The sequence below is a fragment of the Pararhizobium sp. P1_E7 genome, assembly GCF_056405855.1.
Window position 1 is genome coordinate 42,223 of record NZ_JBFUBH010000027.1, and the last position, 17,521, is coordinate 59,743.

The following is a 17,521-nucleotide window of genomic DNA, read 5'->3' on the forward strand; positions in this document are numbered from 1 at the left end:
CCGGCAACTGGGCTTGCGATCAGCAAATCCTGTCGTGGCGCGGCGGCGAAAACCGTCAGTCCACCCCGTCTAAAAGGGTGCCGCCATCCCCGCAGAGAAACCGGAGTTGCCCATCGACCAACACTGAACGGGGCGCTGGAAGGCGTCACATAAACTAACTTAGTCACGGCACTTTCCAGCGCCCCGGCCAAGTCAGTGAATGCAAGCAAACCCACGGCGGATTTTCCGGGCGTGGCTGAACGTGTTGAGGGTACCGCGATCTCCCTCTTCTCGCCAGCGGGGAGAAGGTGGCCCAACGGGCCCCTGCGTGATCCACAACCGGATCCGACATCTGCAAGTCGTACCACTGCCCGCATAAACTCAGCGCGAGAAAAATAACCCGCCCGCGACTGCGCTCCGGCCCTCCCCTCTCAAGGGGAGGGCTTAGTCATCACGCCGTTTCCAGCGCCCGCGCCCCGGCACCGGCCTTGCGCTTCTTCATCGCCTTGCCCGCCACATACACCTCGGAAACGCAGCGGTCGTCGCCCATCGTCTGCAGGATGAACAGCTCGTCGGTCAGCGATTTTGCCGTGCGCATCCGCAGCTCCATCGCCGATTTGCCGCTGGAATCGAGCACAACGATATCGGCATCGGCGCCCACATGCAGCGAACCGATGCGGTCCTGAAGACCCAGCGCCCGGGCATTGCCGAGCGTCATGCGGTAGAAGGAATTGAGCGGCGACAGGCGCTGGCCCTGCAGATGCAGCACCTTGTAGGCCTCGTCCATCGTCTCCAGCATCGAGAAGCTGGTGCCCGCCCCGACATCGGTCGCCACCGACCAGCGGGCGCCGAGCCTGTCGAACCGGTCGCGGTCGAACAGGCCCGAACCGAGGAAGAGATTGGAGGTCGGGCAGAACACGCCGACCGCGCCGGTTTCCGCCAGCACCGAAATCTCCCGGTCGCTCAGATAAATGCAGTGCCCGAGCAGCGTCTTGTCCGTCAAAAGATCATAGCGGGCATAGATGTCGGTATAGTCCTTGGCATCCGGATAGAGCGAGGTGGCAAAGGCGATCTCGTCCTTGTTTTCCGACAGATGCGTCTGCACGTAGCAATCGCGGTGCTCGGCGACCAGTGCCTGGCTCATCTCCATCTGCTCCGGCGTCGAAGTAATGGCAAAGCGCGGGCTGATTGCATAATGCGCCCGGCCCCGGCCATGCCATTTGCCGATCAGCCGCTTGGTCTCGTCATAACCCTTTTGCGGCGTGTCGCGCAGCGCGTCCGGCGCATTGCGGTCCATCATCACCTTGCCGCCAACCATCAGCATGCCGCGCTGTTCGGCAGCGGTGAAATAGGCATCGACGCTTTGCGGATGCACCGAACAGTAGGCAACCGCCGTCGTCGTTCCGTTCGCCAAAAGCTCGTCCATGAAGCGCCCGGCGATGAACGCCGCGTGTTCCGGCTCGGCGAATTTCTGCTCCTCGACGAAAATATAGGTGTTCAGCCATTCGAGCAGCTGCGCGCCATAGGACGCGATCGCCTGGGTCTGCGGAAAATGCAGGTGCGTGTCGATCAGCCCGGGCAGGATCAGATGCGGCCGGTGGTCGGCCACCTCAACGCCGGCACCGGCGGCCTTGCTGATTTCCGCATAATCGCCGACGGCAGCGATCTTGCCACCCCGCACCAGAACCGCCCCATCGTCCACGGTCAGGTAGGATGCGGTATCATCGATACCCTTGGGCTCATCGATGAAGGTGAGGACGCGTCCACGGATCAGGAGTTCGCTCATTGGGTTTTTCCTCCGTTCATAACGGTCTCGTACCAGGCGACCAGAAGCTTGCGTTCATCGTCGGTCACCGCGGTCACATTGGCTGGCGGCATTGCATGCGAGCGTCCGGCCTGCAGGTAGATTTCCCGCGCATGCGCGGCGATCTCAGCATCGCTTTCCAGCACCACGCCCTTCGGCGGCTTGATCATGCCCTCCCAGCCCGGCTCCTTGGCATGGCACATGGCACAGCGGCCAAGGATGGTGTCGCGCACCTTCGGAAAGGCTTCAGCGGCAACAAAGGGCTGCTGGGCTGCCGAGACCTGTTCCGGCTCGCCGGTCAGGATTTTCGGTACGGTCGAAAGCCACATGATGACGATGAACAGGAGCACGGTGGCAAGCCAGGTCCAGGTCGGATTGCCGGCATTGGCGTGGCGGGTGTTGAAATAATGCCGGATCGTCACGCCCATCAGGAACACCAGCGAGGCGATGATCCAGTTGAACTGAGTGCCGAAAGCCAGCGGATAATGGTTCGACAGCATCAGGAACAGGACCGGAAGCGTCAGATAGTTGTTGTGCGTCGAGCGCTGCTTGGCGATCTTGCCGTATTTCGCATCCGGCGTGCGGCCGGCGATCAGGTCGGCGACAACGATGCGCTGGTTCGGCATGATGACGGCGAACACGTTCGCCGACATGATCGTCGCCGTGAAGGCACCGAGATGCAGGAAGGCGGCCCGGCCGGTGAACAGCTGCGTATAGCCCCAGGCAACCGCGACCAGGATGAAGTAGAGCGCCACCATCAGCCGCGTGTTGTCATTGCCGAAGGGCGATTTGCAGATCAGGTCGTAGATGATCCAACCGAAAGCAAGCGAGGCGAGCGAGATGCCGATGGCGACCGGTTTGGAGACATCCAGCACATTCGGATCGATCAGATAGAGATCGGCACCGGCATAATAGACCAGACACAGCATGCCGAAGCCGGAAAGCCAGGTGACATAGCTCTCCCATTTGAACCAGATCAGGTGTTCCGGCATGTTGGACGGCGCCACCAGGTATTTCTGGATGTGGTAGAAGCCACCGCCATGCACCTGCCACTCCTCGCCATGGGCGCCGGCCGGAAGATCCGGCCGCTTGCGCAGGCCAAGATCGAGCGCAACGAAATAGAACGACGAGCCGATCCAGGCGATGGCGGTGATGACGTGGAGCCAGCGGACGGCAAAGGTCAGCCAGTCCCAGGCAATGGCGTATTCATACATATGGGCTCTCCCCCTGTTTGGGAGAGTTCTGCCACTGCGCGATATCAACCGAAATGCCGGTTAATCCCCAACACTTTCAAAAAAAACTATAAGATCGCCCCCGATGCCGTTCGATTCGCAATGTGATAGAAGAGCCTCATGTCCTATCTCGATAACATCCGCGTCTTTGTCCGCGTCGTCGAACTCGGTACGCTCTCGTCGGCCGGCCGCGACCAGCGGGTGACGCCTGCCGTCGCCAGCAACCGCATCAAGGAGCTGGAGCGGCATCTGGGCGTGCGGCTGTTCAATCGCACGACGCGCAAGCTGTCGCCGACCGAACATGGCCGCGTGTTCTATCAGGGTGCCGTCAAGATCATCGAGGCGGTCAACGAGGCGGAAAGCGCCATTGCCGATCTTTCGCACAATCCGAAGGGCTCGCTCAGGATCACCGCCCCGCTCGGCATCGGCCGGCGGCTGATCGCATCGGGCATTCCTGAATTCCACGATCGGTATCCGGATATCGAGGTGCGCCTGCGCCTCTCCGACCACAATGTCGATATCTTGAGCGAAGGCGTCGATGTTGCCTTCAAGCTCGGGGTTCTCGAGGATTCCAACCTGCGCATGCGCGGCATCCTCAACTGTGTGCGCGTCGTCTGTGCCGCCCCCGCCTATCTCGAAAAACGCGGCACGCCGGAAACGCCGGATGCCCTGATCGACGACAAGCACGACTGTTTGCTTTTGCGCTATCCCGGCTCGAAGGAATATTACTGGACCCTGCAGACGCCTGATGGCACCACCCGCAAACTGGAAATCGGCGGCCCCTACGATTCCGACGATGGTGACGTCCTGACCCAATGGGCGCTCGAAGGCCGGGGCATCATCAACAAGCCGTTGTTCGAAGTGAAAAGCTATCTGAACAACGGCACCCTGGTCGAGATCCTCAAGGACACCCCGCCCGCCAGCGTCCAGCTCGCGGCGATCTATCCGCACAAGCGCTTTCAGGACCCGAAGGTCCGGCTGATGATCGATTTCATGGCCGAACGCTGTCAGCGGATGATCGGCAAGATGCTGGAGTAGCGCTATGGAATGAGGACGACCTTTCCGGTCGTCCGGCGCGCCTCCATGGCGCGATGGGCTTCCGCAGCTGCCTCAAAGGGATACCGGCCACCTTTCGGCATCTTGATCCTGCCTTGAAGCGCGTGGTCGAAAAGTTCGTTGAGATCGGCCGGAACATTTCCAGGCGTCAGCAACGGCAGGAGGGCGAACCCCTTCAAGGACTGGTTTTTCGACATCATCTGGTCGACCCTCTCCGCTGTGAGCTGTAAGCGGCCCATGGCACCGAAGACAAGCTCGCCACCGGGTGAGAGAAGGTCGGGCAATGTCGCGCCCAGTTCCCCGCCGCCGAAGTCGAAGATCAGATCGACACCGTCGCCGATGGCGGGACGAGCAAGTGACAACCGATCCGGCTGCGCATATTCGATCGCGGCATCCGCACCCAGGGACAGTGCGAGAGTCCGTTTTTCCGGTGTACTCGCTGCAGCAATGATCTCTGCCGCGCCACCGGCTTTCACCAACTGTAGCAGAAGGGAGCCGACACCCCCGGCGGCGGCAGGAACGAGCACGCGTTTGCCGGCAACGAGACTTCTGCGGACGGCATGCAGCGCAGTCAGGCCCTGGATCATCAAGGACACCGCCGCTTCAAGAGACAATCCATCGGGCACCGCCACGGCAGCTTCCGCCGGAATAGCGACATATTCCGCGCAGCCGCCGAATCCCAGACCGAATGCGAACATCGGCACTGCGACCCGCATGCCGGCCACTGGCCAGGTCACACCCTCCCCCAATGCTTCCACCGTTCCGGCGATTTCGACGCCCGGTACCATCGGCAGCTGCGGCGTGACCACATAGCGATCTGCCCGCATCAGCACTTCGAAATAGTTGAGGCCAACCGCCGCGACACGGATCAGGACCTCGCCTTTGCCCGGTTGAGGCCGCGGTATATCAGCGATCTCAAGAACCTCGGGTCCACCGAATTGGCGATATTGAATGGCTTTCATGCTCTTCGGCTCCTGCATTGCAAATGTGCCGAGCCACATCTATCTGAAGCAGGAGAACGGCAGCTACACACTCTTTCGTCCGCTAGTCACCGAAAGGTCACCATGGCAGCTATCATCAAGAAATTGCCATCGCTTCCCTCCGAACGCGCCCTGAAGATTATCGCCGGGCGCTGGAAGGCAATCGTGCTCTACCACCTCTTCAGCGGAGCAAAGCGGCTGTCGGAATTGAAAAAACTTGTCCCCGGCGTCAGCCAGAAAATGCTGATACAGCAGCTTCGCGAACTGGAGGAACATGGCCTGGTCCGTCGCGAGGTGTTTGCCGAAGTTCCTGCAAGGGTGGAGTACTCGGCGACCGATCTGGGATCAAGCCTGCAACCGCTCTTGCTTGCGCTGTGCCAATGGGGTCAACGCCACGCCGTAGAAACCRGTGACGGCAACCGGATTTCGCCCTGCGTCATAAAACCTTCACTTCGCCGGACTGCCGTCGAAACCGTCCACGACCGAGGTATCCGTTAACGAAGTCAGGCCTCCGCAGCCTTGTTTAGCCGGCTTGATTTCACCTGCCTGGGCTTCGGCAGAACGTGATTGAGCGCCGCCGTCATGATCTCCGCGGCGGCCAGGGCGGCGATCACCGCCGGGCGTTTGTCCTTCACCGTCGCGCCGCCGATCGGGCAGATGAGCCGGTCGAAAATATCCGGCCGGCCCATTTCGCGGGAGAGCCAGTTCTTGAACGTGGCGCGCTTGGTCTTCGAGCCGATCATGCCGACATAGGCCGCATCGTCGCGGCGCAACGCCTCGGCCGCGATCAGGAAATCCAGCGCATGATCATGGGTCAGGATGACGAAAGAGCTGCCCGGGGGTGCATCGCGCACCACCGCTTCCGGCATCGCCGTCAGGCAGGTTTCGACACCCTGCACGCTTGACGCCGACAATTCCTCTTCGCGGGTGTCAACCAGAACGGTGCGCACCGGCACCAGCGACAGAGCCATGGCCAGCGCATCGCCGACGTGACCTGCCCCGAAGACGTAGACATGCGGTCGCTCTGCCATTTCGCGGTCGCTCCGTGCAATCAGAAAGGCGGCGATATCCGGGGTTACCCCGGTAAAGGACAGGCCGACACGGCCGCCGCAGCATTGGCCGATTTCCGGCCCCAGCGGGACGCTCATGGCCTCCGCCGGGACGCCCTGCCGCAAGGCTCTGCGGGCGTGGTCGATCGCCATATATTCGAGCTGGCCACCGCCGACGGTTCCAAACAGGCCGTCCTCAGCCACCAGCATCCACGCATCGGTATCACGCGGCGTCGAGCCGGCCGCACCCGTCACCTCGACGAACACGCAGTCCGGCTCGCGGCGCAGAAAATCCCTGATGTCTTCGCGTCTGGCAGCCATGCCGTTCACCCATTCTTTGCCGCGCGGCGCAGCCGCTCGATGGCAAGCAACACCCGTTCCGGCGTTGCCGGCGCATCGATGCGCGGTGCGATACGATACTCCGCAACGCTCGCCGCCGCCATCGAGATCGCTTCCAGCACCGAGATCGGCAGCATGAAAGGCGGCTCGCCGACTGCCTTGGAACGGCGGATCGTCTCTTCGCGATTGACAGACCATTCGGCGAGCTTGACGTTGAAGATGCGCGGCCGGTCGGAGGCGAGCGGAATCTTGTAGGTCGATGGCGCATGGGTTCTGAGCCGCCCCTTGGCATCCCACCACAGCTCCTCCGTCGTCAGCCAGCCCATGCCCTGCACAAAGGCGCCCTCGACCTGGCCGATATCCAGCGCCGGATTGAGCGACTTGCCGACATCATGCAGCACGTCGCTACGATCCACTTGATATTCACCTGTCAGCGTATCGACGCTGACCTCGGAGCAGGAGGCGCCATAGGCGTAGTAGAAGAACGGACGGCCCCGGCCCTCGGAGCGGTTCCAGTGGATCTTCGGCGTCTTGTAGAAACCCGCCGCCGAAAGCTGGATGCGGGAGCCGTAGGCAGTTCTAATGAAGTCCGAAAAGGCGATGCGCTCGGCGCCAATGCGGATCGTATTCGGCTCGAAGGCGACATCGCCTTCGCTGACGCCCCAGCGTTCGGCGGCGAACGTCACCAGCCGCGCCTTGATCTGCTGGGCGGCATTGGCGGCGGCCATGCCGTTGAGGTCGGAACCGGAAGAGGCGGCCGTCGCCGAAGTGTTCGGCACCTTGCCGGTCGTCGTCGCCGTCACCTTGATCCGGTTAAGATCGACCTGGAATTCGTCGGCCACCACCTGCGCCACCTTGGTATAGAGCCCCTGGCCCATCTCGGTGCCGCCGTGATTCAGATGGATCGAACCGTCGGCATAGATATGCACCAGCGCGCCGGCCTGGTTGTATTCCGTCTTGGTGAAGGAAATGCCGAATTTGACCGGCGTCAGCGCGATACCGCGCTTGATGACTTGGCTCTTGCGGTTGAAGGCGAGAAGCTCTTCGCGCCGCGCAGCATAGTCACAGGAGGTTTCCAGCTCCTCGATGATGCGACCGATAATGTTGTCTTCGACGGTCTGGTGATAGGGCGTCAGATTGCGCCCCTCGCCGCCGTAAAAATTCAGCTTGCGGATTTCGAGCGGATCCTTGCCGAGCGCATAGGCCACGTCCTCGATCATCCGCTCGCCGCCGACCATGCCCTGCGGACCGCCGAAACCGCGGAAGGCGGTGTTGGAAACGGTGTTGGTCTTGAGCGGCCGCGAGCGCAGCCGGACGTGCGGATAGAAATAGCAATTGTCGGCGTGAAACAGCGCGCGGTCGGTGACCGGGCCGGAGAGATCGGCCGAGAAGCCGCAGCGAGCCGAAAAGGTCGCGTCAACGGCCTCGATCCGGCCGTCATCGTCGAAGCCGACCTTGTAGCCGACATGGAAGTCATGCCGCTTGCCGGTCGCGGTCATATCGTCGTCGCGATCCGGGCGAATTTTCACGGCACAGCGATATTTCTTCGCGGCCAGTGCTGCGACGGCGGCAAACAGGTTCGCCTGCGTTTCCTTACCGCCGAAGGCACCACCCATGCGGCGGACATTGATCGTCACGGCATTGGAGGCGACGCCGAGCACCTGCCCGACCATGTGCTGGGTCTCGCTTGGATGCTGGGTCGAGGAATAGACCAGGATCTCGTCGTCTTCGCCGGGAATGGCAAAGGAGATATGGCCTTCGAGATAGAAATGATCCTGCCCGCCGATGCGCATCTCGCCTTCGAGAACGTTTTTCGACTTGGCAAAACCGGCAGCGATGTCGCCGCGCTCCAGCTTCAGGGGATCGATGACCAGCGGATAGTTGGCGGCGGCGGCCTCCAGAACGTCGGTGACATGCGGCAGGTCGCGGTACTCGATCTGGACCTTGGCGGCAGCGCGGCGGGCCAAATCGCGGGTTTCGGCGATGACGGCGAAGATCGGCTGGCCGTGAAACTCCACCTTGCTGGTGGCAAAAACCGGATCGTCGTGCTTGTGCGCCGGACTGACATCGTTCTCGCCGGTAATGTCATCGGCCGTCAGGACGCCAATGACGCCCGGCGCGGATTTCACCGCTTCGAAATCGATCGACAGGATTTCGGCATGGGCGCGCTGCGACAGGCCGAGATAGGCGTGCAAAGTGCCGGCGGGTTCGGGAATGTCGTCGATATATTCGGCGGTCCCCGTCACATGCTTGTGACCGGATTCGTGGCGTTCGTTTTCGTGGACGCCGCCGCGGATGCGGTCGATGGGCTGCATGACATTCATGGTTTTCTCCTCACACAGCCTGCTTGCGATCGAGCCGTACCGGCGCGTCGCCTTGCGTTTCCAGATAGAACCGGCGCAGAAGGTTTTTCGCGACCAGCAACCGGTAATCCGCCGATGCCCGCCAATCCGTCAGCGGCGTATAGTCGTTGCCGAGGGCGTCCATCGCGGTGTCGATGACCGCTTCGGTCCAATCGGCGCCGATCAACGCCGCCTCTGCATGGTCCGCCCGCTTCGGCGTGCCGGCCATGCCTCCGAAGGCAATCACAGCGTCGGAGACCTTGCCGTTTTCATCAAGGGCCAGGCGGAAGGCGCCGCAGACGGCGGAGATATCCTCGTCCAGCCGCTTGGTGATCTTGTAGACCGCATAGCGCGCGTTCTCATTCAGGAACGGGATACGCACGGCCTCGACGAATTCGCCGGGCCGGCGGTCCTGCTTGCCGTACTCGATAAAGAAACTTTCGAGCGGCACGGTGCGCTGCACCTTGCCCTTGCGCAGCACGACGGATGCACCGAGCGCGATCAAGGCCGGGGGCGTGTCGCCGATCGGCGAGCCGTTGGCGATATTGCCGCCGATCGTGCCCATGTTGCGCACCTGCTGGCCACCAATGCGGTTCCATAGTTCGACGAGCTGCGGAAAATGTTGTGATATCAGCGGAAAGGATTCGGTGTAGCTGACGCCGGCGCCGAATGTGATGCCGGTGTCATCGACCGCGATGCGGCGCAACTCGTCGAGATGGCTCAAATGCACGACGGGCGAGATGTCGCGCATGAACTTCGTCACCCACAGTCCGACATCGGTGGAACCGGCGACGATGCGGGCATTGGGCTGCGCCTCATAGATTTCGGCGAGATCATCGACGGAGGCCGGCAGCAGGAAGCGCTCGGAACCTTCACCGATCTCGACGCGCTTGCCGTCCTTCAGCCCCTCCAGTTTCTCAACGATCGTTGCTCGCTCGGCGACCAGCGGGTCCCGATCGAGATCGCCGATCACCGACACGGCCTCGGCGGCACGGATGATGGCGGCATAGCCGGTGCAACGACAGAGATTGCCCTGCAGCGCCTTCTCGATCTCGGTCACCGAAGGTTTTGGATTTTCCATCCAGAGGCCGTAGAGCGACATGACGAAGCCGGGCGTGCAGAAACCGCATTGCGAGGCATGCGTATCGACCATTGCCTGCTGCACCGGATGCAGCGGCCCACCGGGCACGGCGAGCGAATCCACCGTGACGATATGGCAGCCATCGAGCGAGCCGACGAAACGGATACAGGCGTTGACGCTCTCATATTTCAGCCGCCCATCCAGCAGGCGTCCGACCAGCACGGTGCAGGCGCCGCAATCGCCTTCGGCGCAGCCTTCCTTGGTGCCGCGCAGATTGCGGTCGAGCCTGAGGAAATCGAGCAGTGTCTGGACCGCCGAAACAGCCGAGAGTTCGACCAGGCGATGATTGAGCAGGAAGCGGATGGAGCTGCGGATCTGGACGGTCATGGCTCAGCTCCCGCGATAGGTCGAATAGCTGTAGGGCGAAAGCAGCAGCGGCACATGGTAGTGCGCCGACACGTCTGCGATGCCGAAGCGGATTGGGATGATGTCGAGGAACGGCACTTGCCCGGCCTCATGGCCGAGGTAATCGCCGGCGTGGAAGCGCAGTTCGTAGGTTCCGGATTTCATCGCATCGCCATTCAACAGCGGCGCATCGCAGCGGCCGTCGTCGTTGGTGCGGGCGGAGCCGATCTGCTCGGCGCGCTCGCCTTCGATGCGAAAGAGATCGATGCGCAGATTTTCGGCGGGTTTGCCGAGCGCCGTGTCGAGCACGTGGGTCGTCAGCCGGCCGGCTGTTCCAGATTGCATGCGTTTCACCTCCCGAAGACTGCATTCATTCGGCCACTATCCGTCACTCCACTTCCCTTCGGTAGCAGGCTGATCGTTCGAGACTTTCAAAATTTTGAGGGGGAATGGCGCGCGCGTTTTGCAGTTAGAAATTGGCCAATCGAACGTTTTGGGAGGAATGATTTCATGAGATATCCGCGCGATCTCCAGGGTTACGGCGCAACAGCGCCGAACGCCGCTTGGCCGGACGACGCCCGCATCGCCGTGCAATTCGTCGTCAACTACGAAGAGGGCGGCGAAAACTGCGTGCTGCACGGCGACATCGCCTCGGAAGCCTTCCTGTCGGAAATCGTCGGCGCCCAGGCCTGGCCCGGCCAGCGCCACTGGAACATGGAATCGATTTACGAATATGGCGCCCGCGCCGGCTTCTGGCGGCTGCACCGGCTGCTGACCGACCGGGATGTCCCGGTCACGGTTTATGGCGTCGCAACCGCCTTGAAACGCTCCCCGGAACAAGTCGCGGCGATGCAGAGTGCCGGCTGGGAAATTGCCTCGCACGGGCTGAAATGGGTCGAGCACAAGGACATGGATCCGGCTGAGGAGCGCAAGCAGATCGCAGAGGCGATCCGGCTGCATACGGTCGTGACCGGCGAGCGGCCGCGCGGCTGGTATACCGGCCGGTGTTCGGAAAACACCGTCGATCTCATCACGGAAGAAGGCGGCTTTGCCTATGTCTCCGACAGCTATGCCGACGACCTGCCCTACTGGCATGAGCACGGCGGCCAGCACCAGCTCGTCATTCCCTATACGCTCGATACCAACGACATGCGCTTTGCCACCGCCCAAGGTTTCAACAGCGGCGACCAGTTCTTCAGCTACCTGAAGGATACGTTCGACGTGCTCTATGCCGAAGGGGCGCAAGGCGCGCCGAAAATGATGAATATCGGCCTGCATTGCCGGCTGGCCGGGCGGCCGGGACGCGCGGCCGCACTGGCACGGTTCATCGACTATGTGAAGAGCCATGACAAGGTCTGGATCGCCCGCCGCATCGATATCGCCGATCATTGGGCAAAGGCCTTTCCGTTCAAGCCGAATGAAAACCGCCCGTCGCGTCTTGCCGAAGAGATTTTCGTTACCCGCTTCGGCGGTGTCTTCGAACATTCCGACTGGATCGCCAAGCGCGCCTTTGCAGGCGAACTGGCTGCGGCCAACGATACGGCCATCGGCCTGCATGCGGCGTTGACGRCCGTCTTTCGCGGCGCGAGCGAAACCGAGCGGCTGGCGGTGCTCAATGCCCACCCGGACCTCGCAGGTAAACTTGCGCAAGCCAGGCGCCTGACCGAAAGCTCGACCAGCGAGCAGGCTTCCGCCGGGCTTGACGCACTGACGGACGCAGAGCGCGAGCAGTTCAACATTCTCAACGGCCGTTATGTCAAAACGTTCGGCTTCCCCTTCATCATCGCCGTGCGCGGTCTTGGCAAAGCCGACATTCTGGCGGCCTTTCAGCGCCGCATCGGCAATGACTGGCAGACGGAGTTTCAAACGGCCTGCCGCCAGGTCGAGCGGATCGCACTGCTCCGCCTGACCGACATGCTGCCGAACTGAGGAGGGAAGACGATGAAAACGATCGACATCAAGCCGCTGACCCGCGAGGCTTTTGCGCCGTTTGGCGAGGTGCTGGAAACCGAAGGCGCACACAACTTCCCGATCAACGCAGGTAAATGCGTGCGTTATCATGATCTTGCCAAGATCGAGACGACGGGCGAAAAAGCCCGTCCGATGATCAGCCTGCTGCGCGGCGAGCCCTATCCGCTGCCGCTGGAACTCACCATGGTCGAACGGCACCCGTTCGGCAGCCAGGCGTTCATTCCACTCAGCCAGCATCCTTTCCTGGTGGTTGTTGCCGAGGAAACGCCGAATGGTCCGGGCGAACCGATCGCCTTCAAGACGGCGCCGGGACAGGGCGTCAACATCGGCCGCAACGTCTGGCACGGCATCCTGACGCCGCTCGACGGCATCTCGGATTTCGCCGTGGTCGATCGCGCCGGTGAAGGCGTCAATCTGGAAGAGCATTTTTATAAGACACCGTTCTTGATCCGCTGAACCTTCCAGCATTGTTAAGGTCGGGCCATCGCGCCCGCACCTCAACCGCCGAAAAAAGTTCTGCGGAACGATGTCGATTTCCGAAAAGCCCGTTCGTCGTTAGGATGCCAGGCCGATAAGGCCGGCTCTAACAAGGAGACTGACGATGCGCGTGATGGTGTTAGTGAAAGCGACCGAAGACAGCGAAAAGGGCTTTGTCCCGACGGCCGAGACGACCGCCATGATGGAGGCGATGGGCAAATTTAACGACGAACTGCGTGAAGCCGGGATCTTGCGCGAAGCCGATGGCCTCAAGCCTTCCTCGGCGGGCAAGCGTGTTGCGTTCAATGGTCCCGGCCGCACGGTCATCGACGGGCCTTTCGCCGAGACCCGTGAGCTGGTCGCCGGCTTCTGGCTCTGGGACGTCAAGGACATGGACGAGGCGGTCGCCTGGGTGAAGCGCTGCCCCAATCCCATGCCGGGACCGAGCGAGATCGAAATCCGGCCGCTGTACGAGATGGCTGACTGGCAATGAGAGTTTGATGCTGGAGATCACGGGAATCCGTGACCGGGCACCTGCGACACTGAGTGGCAACCGCGACTGCCGGCCGAGGCCCTTTATGGCTTTGGCCGGCAAAGCTGCATGACTGCAGGCGAGAAACACCAGGCGATCGAAGCGGTTCTTCGCATGGGCGCCCTCTCAAAAAGTTAGTAAAGTGTCTTCTTGTATTCTTCTTCGAGTTCGGCATCTATTTGGCGCATCTCATGACCGCCGCTTGGAGCGCCAGTTGTCTGATCCAGAATGATCTTTGAAAGCGACGGCATCTCGTCGCGGCCTTGAAAATGATCCGGGTTTCACAAATGAGAGCGCCGGAATGCCTTGACGCAATGCATCAAGACCTCACTCACCTTGACCACAATTGCCAGTTTTGGAATGCGATCCTTAACACTCATGCTCTCGAGAATTTCAGGGTCGGTCACCAGGCTGGCCTGCCCATTTACGCGCTATCGAGACGGTTGTTGCCTGGCCGGTCCGGTATCGCCAACGTGTGTTGATCAAGAATTTTGACAAAGCCAACCGGGTCGCGGCGAGGACTGACATCAGCCTTTCCATGCAAATTCTGTGTGCCGATGCATATGAATGGCGAACGCTCGATGAGGCTCGTTGAGCRACGGCCTTGGACTAGCAACAGCGGTCGGGGACCAGTCGCGAAAAACCGGGCCGCAGTGGATGCGGCCCGGTCCAGGTTCTGACGTATTGACGAACGGGATTATCGTTTACCCGCCATCCGATCCATCACTCCGCGAAGAACGCGAAGCGGATGACGAACAGGACGGCGACGATCAGGGTTGCCGGGTGGACGGCGCGCCATTTGCCGGTGAACGTCTTCAAGACGACATAGCTGATGAAGCCGAAGGCAAGGCCGTTGGCGATCGAGTAGGTGAAGGGCATGGCAAGTGCGGTGAGCGCTGCCGGTGCGGCTTCGGTCAGGTCTTCCCAGTCGACTTCCGTCAGTTCGCGCATCATCAGGCCGGCCACGTAAAGCAGCGCCGGTGCCGTCGCATAGGTGGGCACGGAGCCCGCCAGCGGCGAGATGAACAGCGAGGCAAGGAACAGCACGGCGATGACGAGAGCCGTCAGGCCCGTGCGGCCGCCGGCCTGAACGCCCGACGCGCTTTCAACATAGGCGGTGGTGCTGCTGGTGCCCATCAGCGAGCCGGCAACGATGGCCGTGCTGTCGGCCAGAAGCGCGCGGCCAAGCCGGCTCCGCTTGCCTTCCTGGATCAGGTTGGCGCGCTTGGCAACGCCGATCAGCGTGCCCGTGGCGTCGAACACTTCGACCAGGACGAAGACCAGGATGACGTGGAGCAGACCGCCATGCAGGGCACCGACAATGTCGAGCTGCAGGAAGGTCGGCGCCATGCTCGGCGGCATCGAGACGACGCCCTGGAACTGGCTGACGCCGGTTACCCATGAGAGCACGGTCACAGCGAGAATGCCGATCAGGATGGCCCCCTTGACCCTGAGCGCATCGAGCACCGCGATGACGAAGAAGCCGAAGATGGCGAGCAGCGGCCCGGTTGCCTTCAGGCTGCCGAGCCCAACCAGCGTTGCCGGATTGTCGACGACGATGCCGGCGTTCTTCAGGGCAATGATGCCGAGGAAGAKGCCGATACCGGTGGCAATGGCACTGCGCAGCGAGTGCGGAATGCCTTGGATCAGCCAGCCGCGGATACCCGTCACCGTCAGGAAGACGAAGATCAGGCCCGAGATGAAGACCGCGCCCAACGCCTGCTGCCAGGTGAAGCCGAGCGCCGCCACGACCGTGAAGGCGAAGAAGGCGTTGAGGCCCATGCCCGGCGCCATGCCGATCGGCCAGTTGGCAACCAGCGCCATGACGGCCGAGCCGAGGGCTGCGGCAATACAGGTCGCCACGAAAATCGCGTCGCGGTCCATGCCGGTGGTCGACAGAATGTCCGGGTTGACGAAGATGATGTACGACATCGTGAGAAATGTCGTCAGGCCCGCGACCAGTTCGGTGCGGACCGTGGTATTGTGCTCACTCAGCTTGAAGAGCCGTTCAAACATATTTCCTCCCTTGGCCGGAAAAATCCATCCCCGGCGCATGCCACTGGCTGAACCGCCTTCTCCTCTGGCGAACCAACCACAACTGTACCGATTTCAAGCCGACTTGGCTTGTCAGGGCCCGTGCCCGATCAGTATCCCGCCGCCCTGCAAGGGTGCCGGATGTCTCATTTACGGTTTTATGATTGTGCGTTTTCGCGCGCCGGATCGCTAGCCGTCCATTTCGACGCGGCAAGCGAAAGACTTTCAAATTTTTCGGAGGACGGTATAGGGCCTCGAAATCATTTCATGGGCATCTGCAGCCAAGTCAAGCGCGGCTCAACTGCGTTCGATGTCGCGGCGCAGAACGATCGAGGTGGTGAGATCATCGACATTCTCCATAGTCGCCACTTCGTTTCTCAGTTCGTTCAGCGCGTTGATCGATCCGACTTCGACCTCGACGACGAGATCGAGCTGGCCGCTGACCGACGACACCTTGCGGACGGAGGAGAAACCCGCCAGCCGGTCGAGCACGCCGATGGAGGGCGTCTTCTTGAGGGTCAGCAACAGGAAAGCATGGACCTGGCCTTCATCGAGCTGGCCGATATCGGCCCGATAGCCGCGAATGATCCCGGCCTTTTCAAGCCGGTTGACGCGTTCTGTCGTTGCACTTCTGGACAGTCCGATGCGGCCCGCGAGCGACTTCATCGGGATGCGCGCCTCCCGCGACAGGATGCTGAGGATCGTCCGGTCGATCGCGTCTGTGTCCTGCATGATTTCCACTTTCGAATGGGCCGACAAGATGACGGTTATTATAAACATAATGCCGGTGCAACCGGCATATTGCCGGGTGCATGGTTTGGCCGCCCGTGTAAATCTGAAAGCAACGAGGAACGATCATGACCGATATGCTGAAGACTACACCGGATTTTTCCATTGAAGACGCAAAGCGCCTGCTTGCCGAGCACTATGGCCTCGACGGTTCGCTGTCGCCGCTCGACAGCGAACGCGACCAGAATTTCAAGGTGACGGCCAGGACTGGCGGGATCTATATCCTCAAGATCGTCAACGCCGCCGAACCCCCTGTCGAGAGCGACTTCCAGACAGCGCTTCTGAGCCATGTCGGCGAGCACGCGCCTGACCTGCCTGTTCCGCATAYCCGCCCGACCATTTCAGGCGCAAGCCTTGGCGAGACGACAAGCGCTCACGGCGTGCGCCACCTGCTGCGCCTTGTCGGCTGGGTGCCGGGCATGCCGCTTGCCCAATCCGCCCGCAGCGAAGAAGCGCTGACGTCGCTGGGCCGGCTGCTCGGCCGTTTCGACACCGCCTTGCAAGGGTTCATGCATCCCGGCGCCCTGCGCGATCTCGACTGGAACATCCGCAATGCCGGCCGCTCCGCCGACAGGCTGCAGCACATTGCCAGCGCCGGCGACCGTGCGCTGCTGGAGCGGTTCCTTACCCGTTTCAACACAGTGATCGAGCCGAAACTGCCGAAGCTGCGCTCGACGGTTATTCATAACGACGCCAATGACTGGAACGTGCTTGTCGCCGATGACGATCATGACCGTATCGCCGGCCTGATCGATCTCGGCGACGCACTCTATGCACCCGTCATTGCCGAAGTCGCCATCGCTGCCGCCTATGCCGGGCTCGACCATGCCGATCCGATCGGTGCAGCAGCGGCCATTGCGCGGGGCTTTCATGCCGAATATCCGCTGCTCGAAGAGGAAGTCGAACTTCTCTATGATCTCATCGCCATGCGGCTGGTCACCTCGGTGACGATCTCAGCATCGCGCCACGCCCATACCGGCGGCAACCCCTATCTCGCCATCAGCGAAAAGCCGGCCTGGACGTTGTTGCGCAAGCTCGATGCGATGAACCCGCATTTCGCCACGGCGATCCTGCGCCATGCCTGCGGCTTCGAGGCAACGCCGGGCACGCGCACCGTCACCGCCTGGATCGATGCAAACCGCAAGACGCTTCACCCGTTGCTCGACCGCCCGGCCGCAACCTATCCGGCCGCTCTCGTGCCTTATGCCGATCCGCAACATCCAATGACTGTCAAGTCCGCTGGCCAACAGCCGGATGAGGCGCAGGCGATCTGGGAGGCCTATTGCGCCGAACGCGGCGTCGATCTCGGCATCGGTCCCTGGGGCGAGGCGCGCACTGTCTATTCCGGCGATATGTTCGTGTCGCGGCTGATCGAGAATACCCGCCGTATCCGCCATCTCGGCCTCGACCTGTTCATGGCGGCGGGCACCAAGCTCTACACGCCTGTCGCT

At 61.7% G+C, this 17,521-nt stretch carries 15 protein-coding genes and 1 pseudogene; 6 read left to right on the forward strand and 10 right to left on the reverse strand.

From position 1 onward, the window contains the following. Positions 1–430: 430 nt before the first annotated feature. Entirely contained in the window at positions 431–1,765 is a 1,335-nt protein-coding gene (guaD, locus tag AC1D17_RS20155) for a guanine deaminase (RefSeq protein WP_477567099.1), read from the reverse strand. Next, positions 1,762–2,997: a urate hydroxylase PuuD gene (locus tag AC1D17_RS20160; protein ID WP_477567100.1), complete on the reverse strand. Its 1,236-nt coding sequence runs from the start codon at positions 2,995–2,997 to the stop codon at positions 1,762–1,764. Before AC1D17_RS20160 ends, guaD begins: the two co-directional genes overlap by 4 nt. A 138-nt stretch (positions 2,998–3,135) precedes the next feature. Here AC1D17_RS20160 and AC1D17_RS20165 point away from each other — a divergent pair, with 138 nt between their 5' ends. Then, positions 3,136–4,053 (forward strand): LysR family transcriptional regulator, encoded by a 918-nt coding sequence (locus tag AC1D17_RS20165; protein ID WP_477567101.1) that lies wholly within the window; start codon positions 3,136–3,138, stop codon positions 4,051–4,053. Between the two features lie 2 nt (positions 4,054–4,055). Here AC1D17_RS20165 and AC1D17_RS20170 read toward each other — a convergent pair whose 3' ends face one another. Next, positions 4,056–5,033 (reverse strand): quinone oxidoreductase family protein, encoded by a 978-nt coding sequence (locus tag AC1D17_RS20170; RefSeq protein ID WP_477567102.1) that lies wholly within the window; start codon positions 5,031–5,033, stop codon positions 4,056–4,058. Positions 5,034–5,135: 102 nt separating this feature from the next. On the opposite strand from AC1D17_RS20170, the gene AC1D17_RS20175 reads away from it, so the two are divergent. Beyond that, on the forward strand, positions 5,136–5,549 hold the full coding sequence (locus tag AC1D17_RS20175; protein ID WP_477567103.1) for a winged helix-turn-helix transcriptional regulator: 414 nt from the start codon (positions 5,136–5,138) through the stop codon (positions 5,547–5,549). Between the two features lie 5 nt (positions 5,550–5,554). Here AC1D17_RS20175 and xdhC read toward each other — a convergent pair whose 3' ends face one another. From xdhC to uraH, 4 genes are read right to left on the reverse strand one after another with little or no spacing between them, the layout of a single operon-like run. Next, positions 5,555–6,421 (reverse strand): xanthine dehydrogenase accessory protein XdhC, encoded by an 867-nt coding sequence (gene xdhC / locus AC1D17_RS20180; RefSeq protein WP_477567104.1) that lies wholly within the window; start codon positions 6,419–6,421, stop codon positions 5,555–5,557. A 5-nt stretch (positions 6,422–6,426) separates the two neighbouring features. Continuing rightward, on the reverse strand, positions 6,427–8,763 hold the full coding sequence (xdhB, locus tag AC1D17_RS20185) for a xanthine dehydrogenase molybdopterin binding subunit (RefSeq protein ID WP_477567105.1): 2,337 nt from the start codon (positions 8,761–8,763) through the stop codon (positions 6,427–6,429). Positions 8,764–8,773: 10 nt separating this feature from the next. After that, positions 8,774–10,249 carry a xanthine dehydrogenase small subunit gene (xdhA, locus tag AC1D17_RS20190; RefSeq protein WP_477567106.1) on the reverse strand — a complete coding sequence of 492 codons (1,476 nt, stop codon included), beginning with the start codon at positions 10,247–10,249 and terminating at the stop codon, positions 8,774–8,776. Between the two features lie 3 nt (positions 10,250–10,252). Further along, complete coding sequence (gene uraH, locus AC1D17_RS20195) at positions 10,253–10,612, reverse strand: hydroxyisourate hydrolase (protein ID WP_477567107.1); 360 nt, start codon at positions 10,610–10,612, stop codon at positions 10,253–10,255. Positions 10,613–10,777: 165 nt separating this feature from the next. Here uraH and puuE point away from each other — a divergent pair, with 165 nt between their 5' ends. The 3 genes from puuE (at position 10,778) to AC1D17_RS20210 (ending at position 13,208) form a co-directional block, all read left to right on the forward strand. Next, entirely contained in the window at positions 10,778–12,196 is a 1,419-nt protein-coding gene (gene puuE, locus AC1D17_RS20200) for an allantoinase PuuE (protein WP_477567108.1), read from the forward strand. Between the two features lie 12 nt (positions 12,197–12,208). Continuing rightward, positions 12,209–12,694 carry an ureidoglycolate lyase gene (locus AC1D17_RS20205; RefSeq protein ID WP_477567109.1) on the forward strand — a complete coding sequence of 162 codons (486 nt, stop codon included), beginning with the start codon at positions 12,209–12,211 and terminating at the stop codon, positions 12,692–12,694. A gap of 145 nt (positions 12,695–12,839) precedes the next feature. After that, complete coding sequence (locus tag AC1D17_RS20210; protein WP_477567110.1) at positions 12,840–13,208, forward strand: YciI family protein; 369 nt, start codon at positions 12,840–12,842, stop codon at positions 13,206–13,208. Positions 13,209–13,381: 173 nt separating this feature from the next. Here the strand turns inward: AC1D17_RS20210 and AC1D17_RS20215 are convergent. The 3 genes and pseudogenes from AC1D17_RS20215 to AC1D17_RS20225 all read right to left on the reverse strand — a co-directional run. Continuing rightward, positions 13,382–13,830, reverse strand: a pseudogene (locus AC1D17_RS20215) (PNPOx family protein); the annotation flags it as partial. A gap of 140 nt (positions 13,831–13,970) precedes the next feature. After that, a complete protein-coding gene (locus AC1D17_RS20220; protein WP_477567111.1) occupies positions 13,971–15,263 on the reverse strand; it encodes an NCS2 family permease in 1,293 nt (430 codons plus the stop codon). A gap of 315 nt (positions 15,264–15,578) precedes the next feature. Continuing rightward, positions 15,579–16,061, reverse strand: a complete 483-nt coding sequence (locus AC1D17_RS20225) for an Lrp/AsnC family transcriptional regulator (protein WP_477567112.1) — start codon at positions 16,059–16,061, stop codon at positions 15,579–15,581. A 77-nt stretch (positions 16,062–16,138) separates the two neighbouring features. Here AC1D17_RS20225 and AC1D17_RS20230 point away from each other — a divergent pair. After that, a partial coding sequence (locus tag AC1D17_RS20230) for a phosphotransferase (protein ID WP_477567113.1) occupies positions 16,139–17,521 on the forward strand: 1,383 nt, incomplete at its 3' end.

Excerpts from the sequence above, each read along its gene's own strand:
- guaD (WP_477567099.1), bottom strand. The coding sequence starts at position 1,765 with ATGAGCGAACTCCTGATCCGTGGACGCGTCCTCACCTTCATCGATGAG.
- xdhB (WP_477567105.1), bottom strand. The coding sequence starts at position 8,763 with ATGAATGTCATGCAGCCCATCGACCGCATCCGCGGCGGCGTCCACGAA.
- AC1D17_RS20225 (WP_477567112.1), bottom strand. The coding sequence starts at position 16,061 with ATGTTTATAATAACCGTCATCTTGTCGGCCCATTCGAAAGTGGAAATC.
- AC1D17_RS20205 (WP_477567109.1), top strand. The coding sequence starts at position 12,209 with ATGAAAACGATCGACATCAAGCCGCTGACCCGCGAGGCTTTTGCGCCG.
- xdhC (WP_477567104.1), bottom strand. The coding sequence starts at position 6,421 with ATGGCTGCCAGACGCGAAGACATCAGGGATTTTCTGCGCCGCGAGCCG.
- AC1D17_RS20210 (WP_477567110.1), top strand. The coding sequence starts at position 12,840 with ATGCGCGTGATGGTGTTAGTGAAAGCGACCGAAGACAGCGAAAAGGGC.
- AC1D17_RS20160 (WP_477567100.1), bottom strand. The coding sequence starts at position 2,997 with ATGTATGAATACGCCATTGCCTGGGACTGGCTGACCTTTGCCGTCCGC.
- AC1D17_RS20170 (WP_477567102.1), bottom strand. The coding sequence starts at position 5,033 with ATGAAAGCCATTCAATATCGCCAATTCGGTGGACCCGAGGTTCTTGAG.
- AC1D17_RS20165 (WP_477567101.1), top strand. The coding sequence starts at position 3,136 with ATGTCCTATCTCGATAACATCCGCGTCTTTGTCCGCGTCGTCGAACTC.
- uraH (WP_477567107.1), bottom strand. The coding sequence starts at position 10,612 with ATGCAATCTGGAACAGCCGGCCGGCTGACGACCCACGTGCTCGACACG.
- xdhA (WP_477567106.1), bottom strand. The coding sequence starts at position 10,249 with ATGACCGTCCAGATCCGCAGCTCCATCCGCTTCCTGCTCAATCATCGC.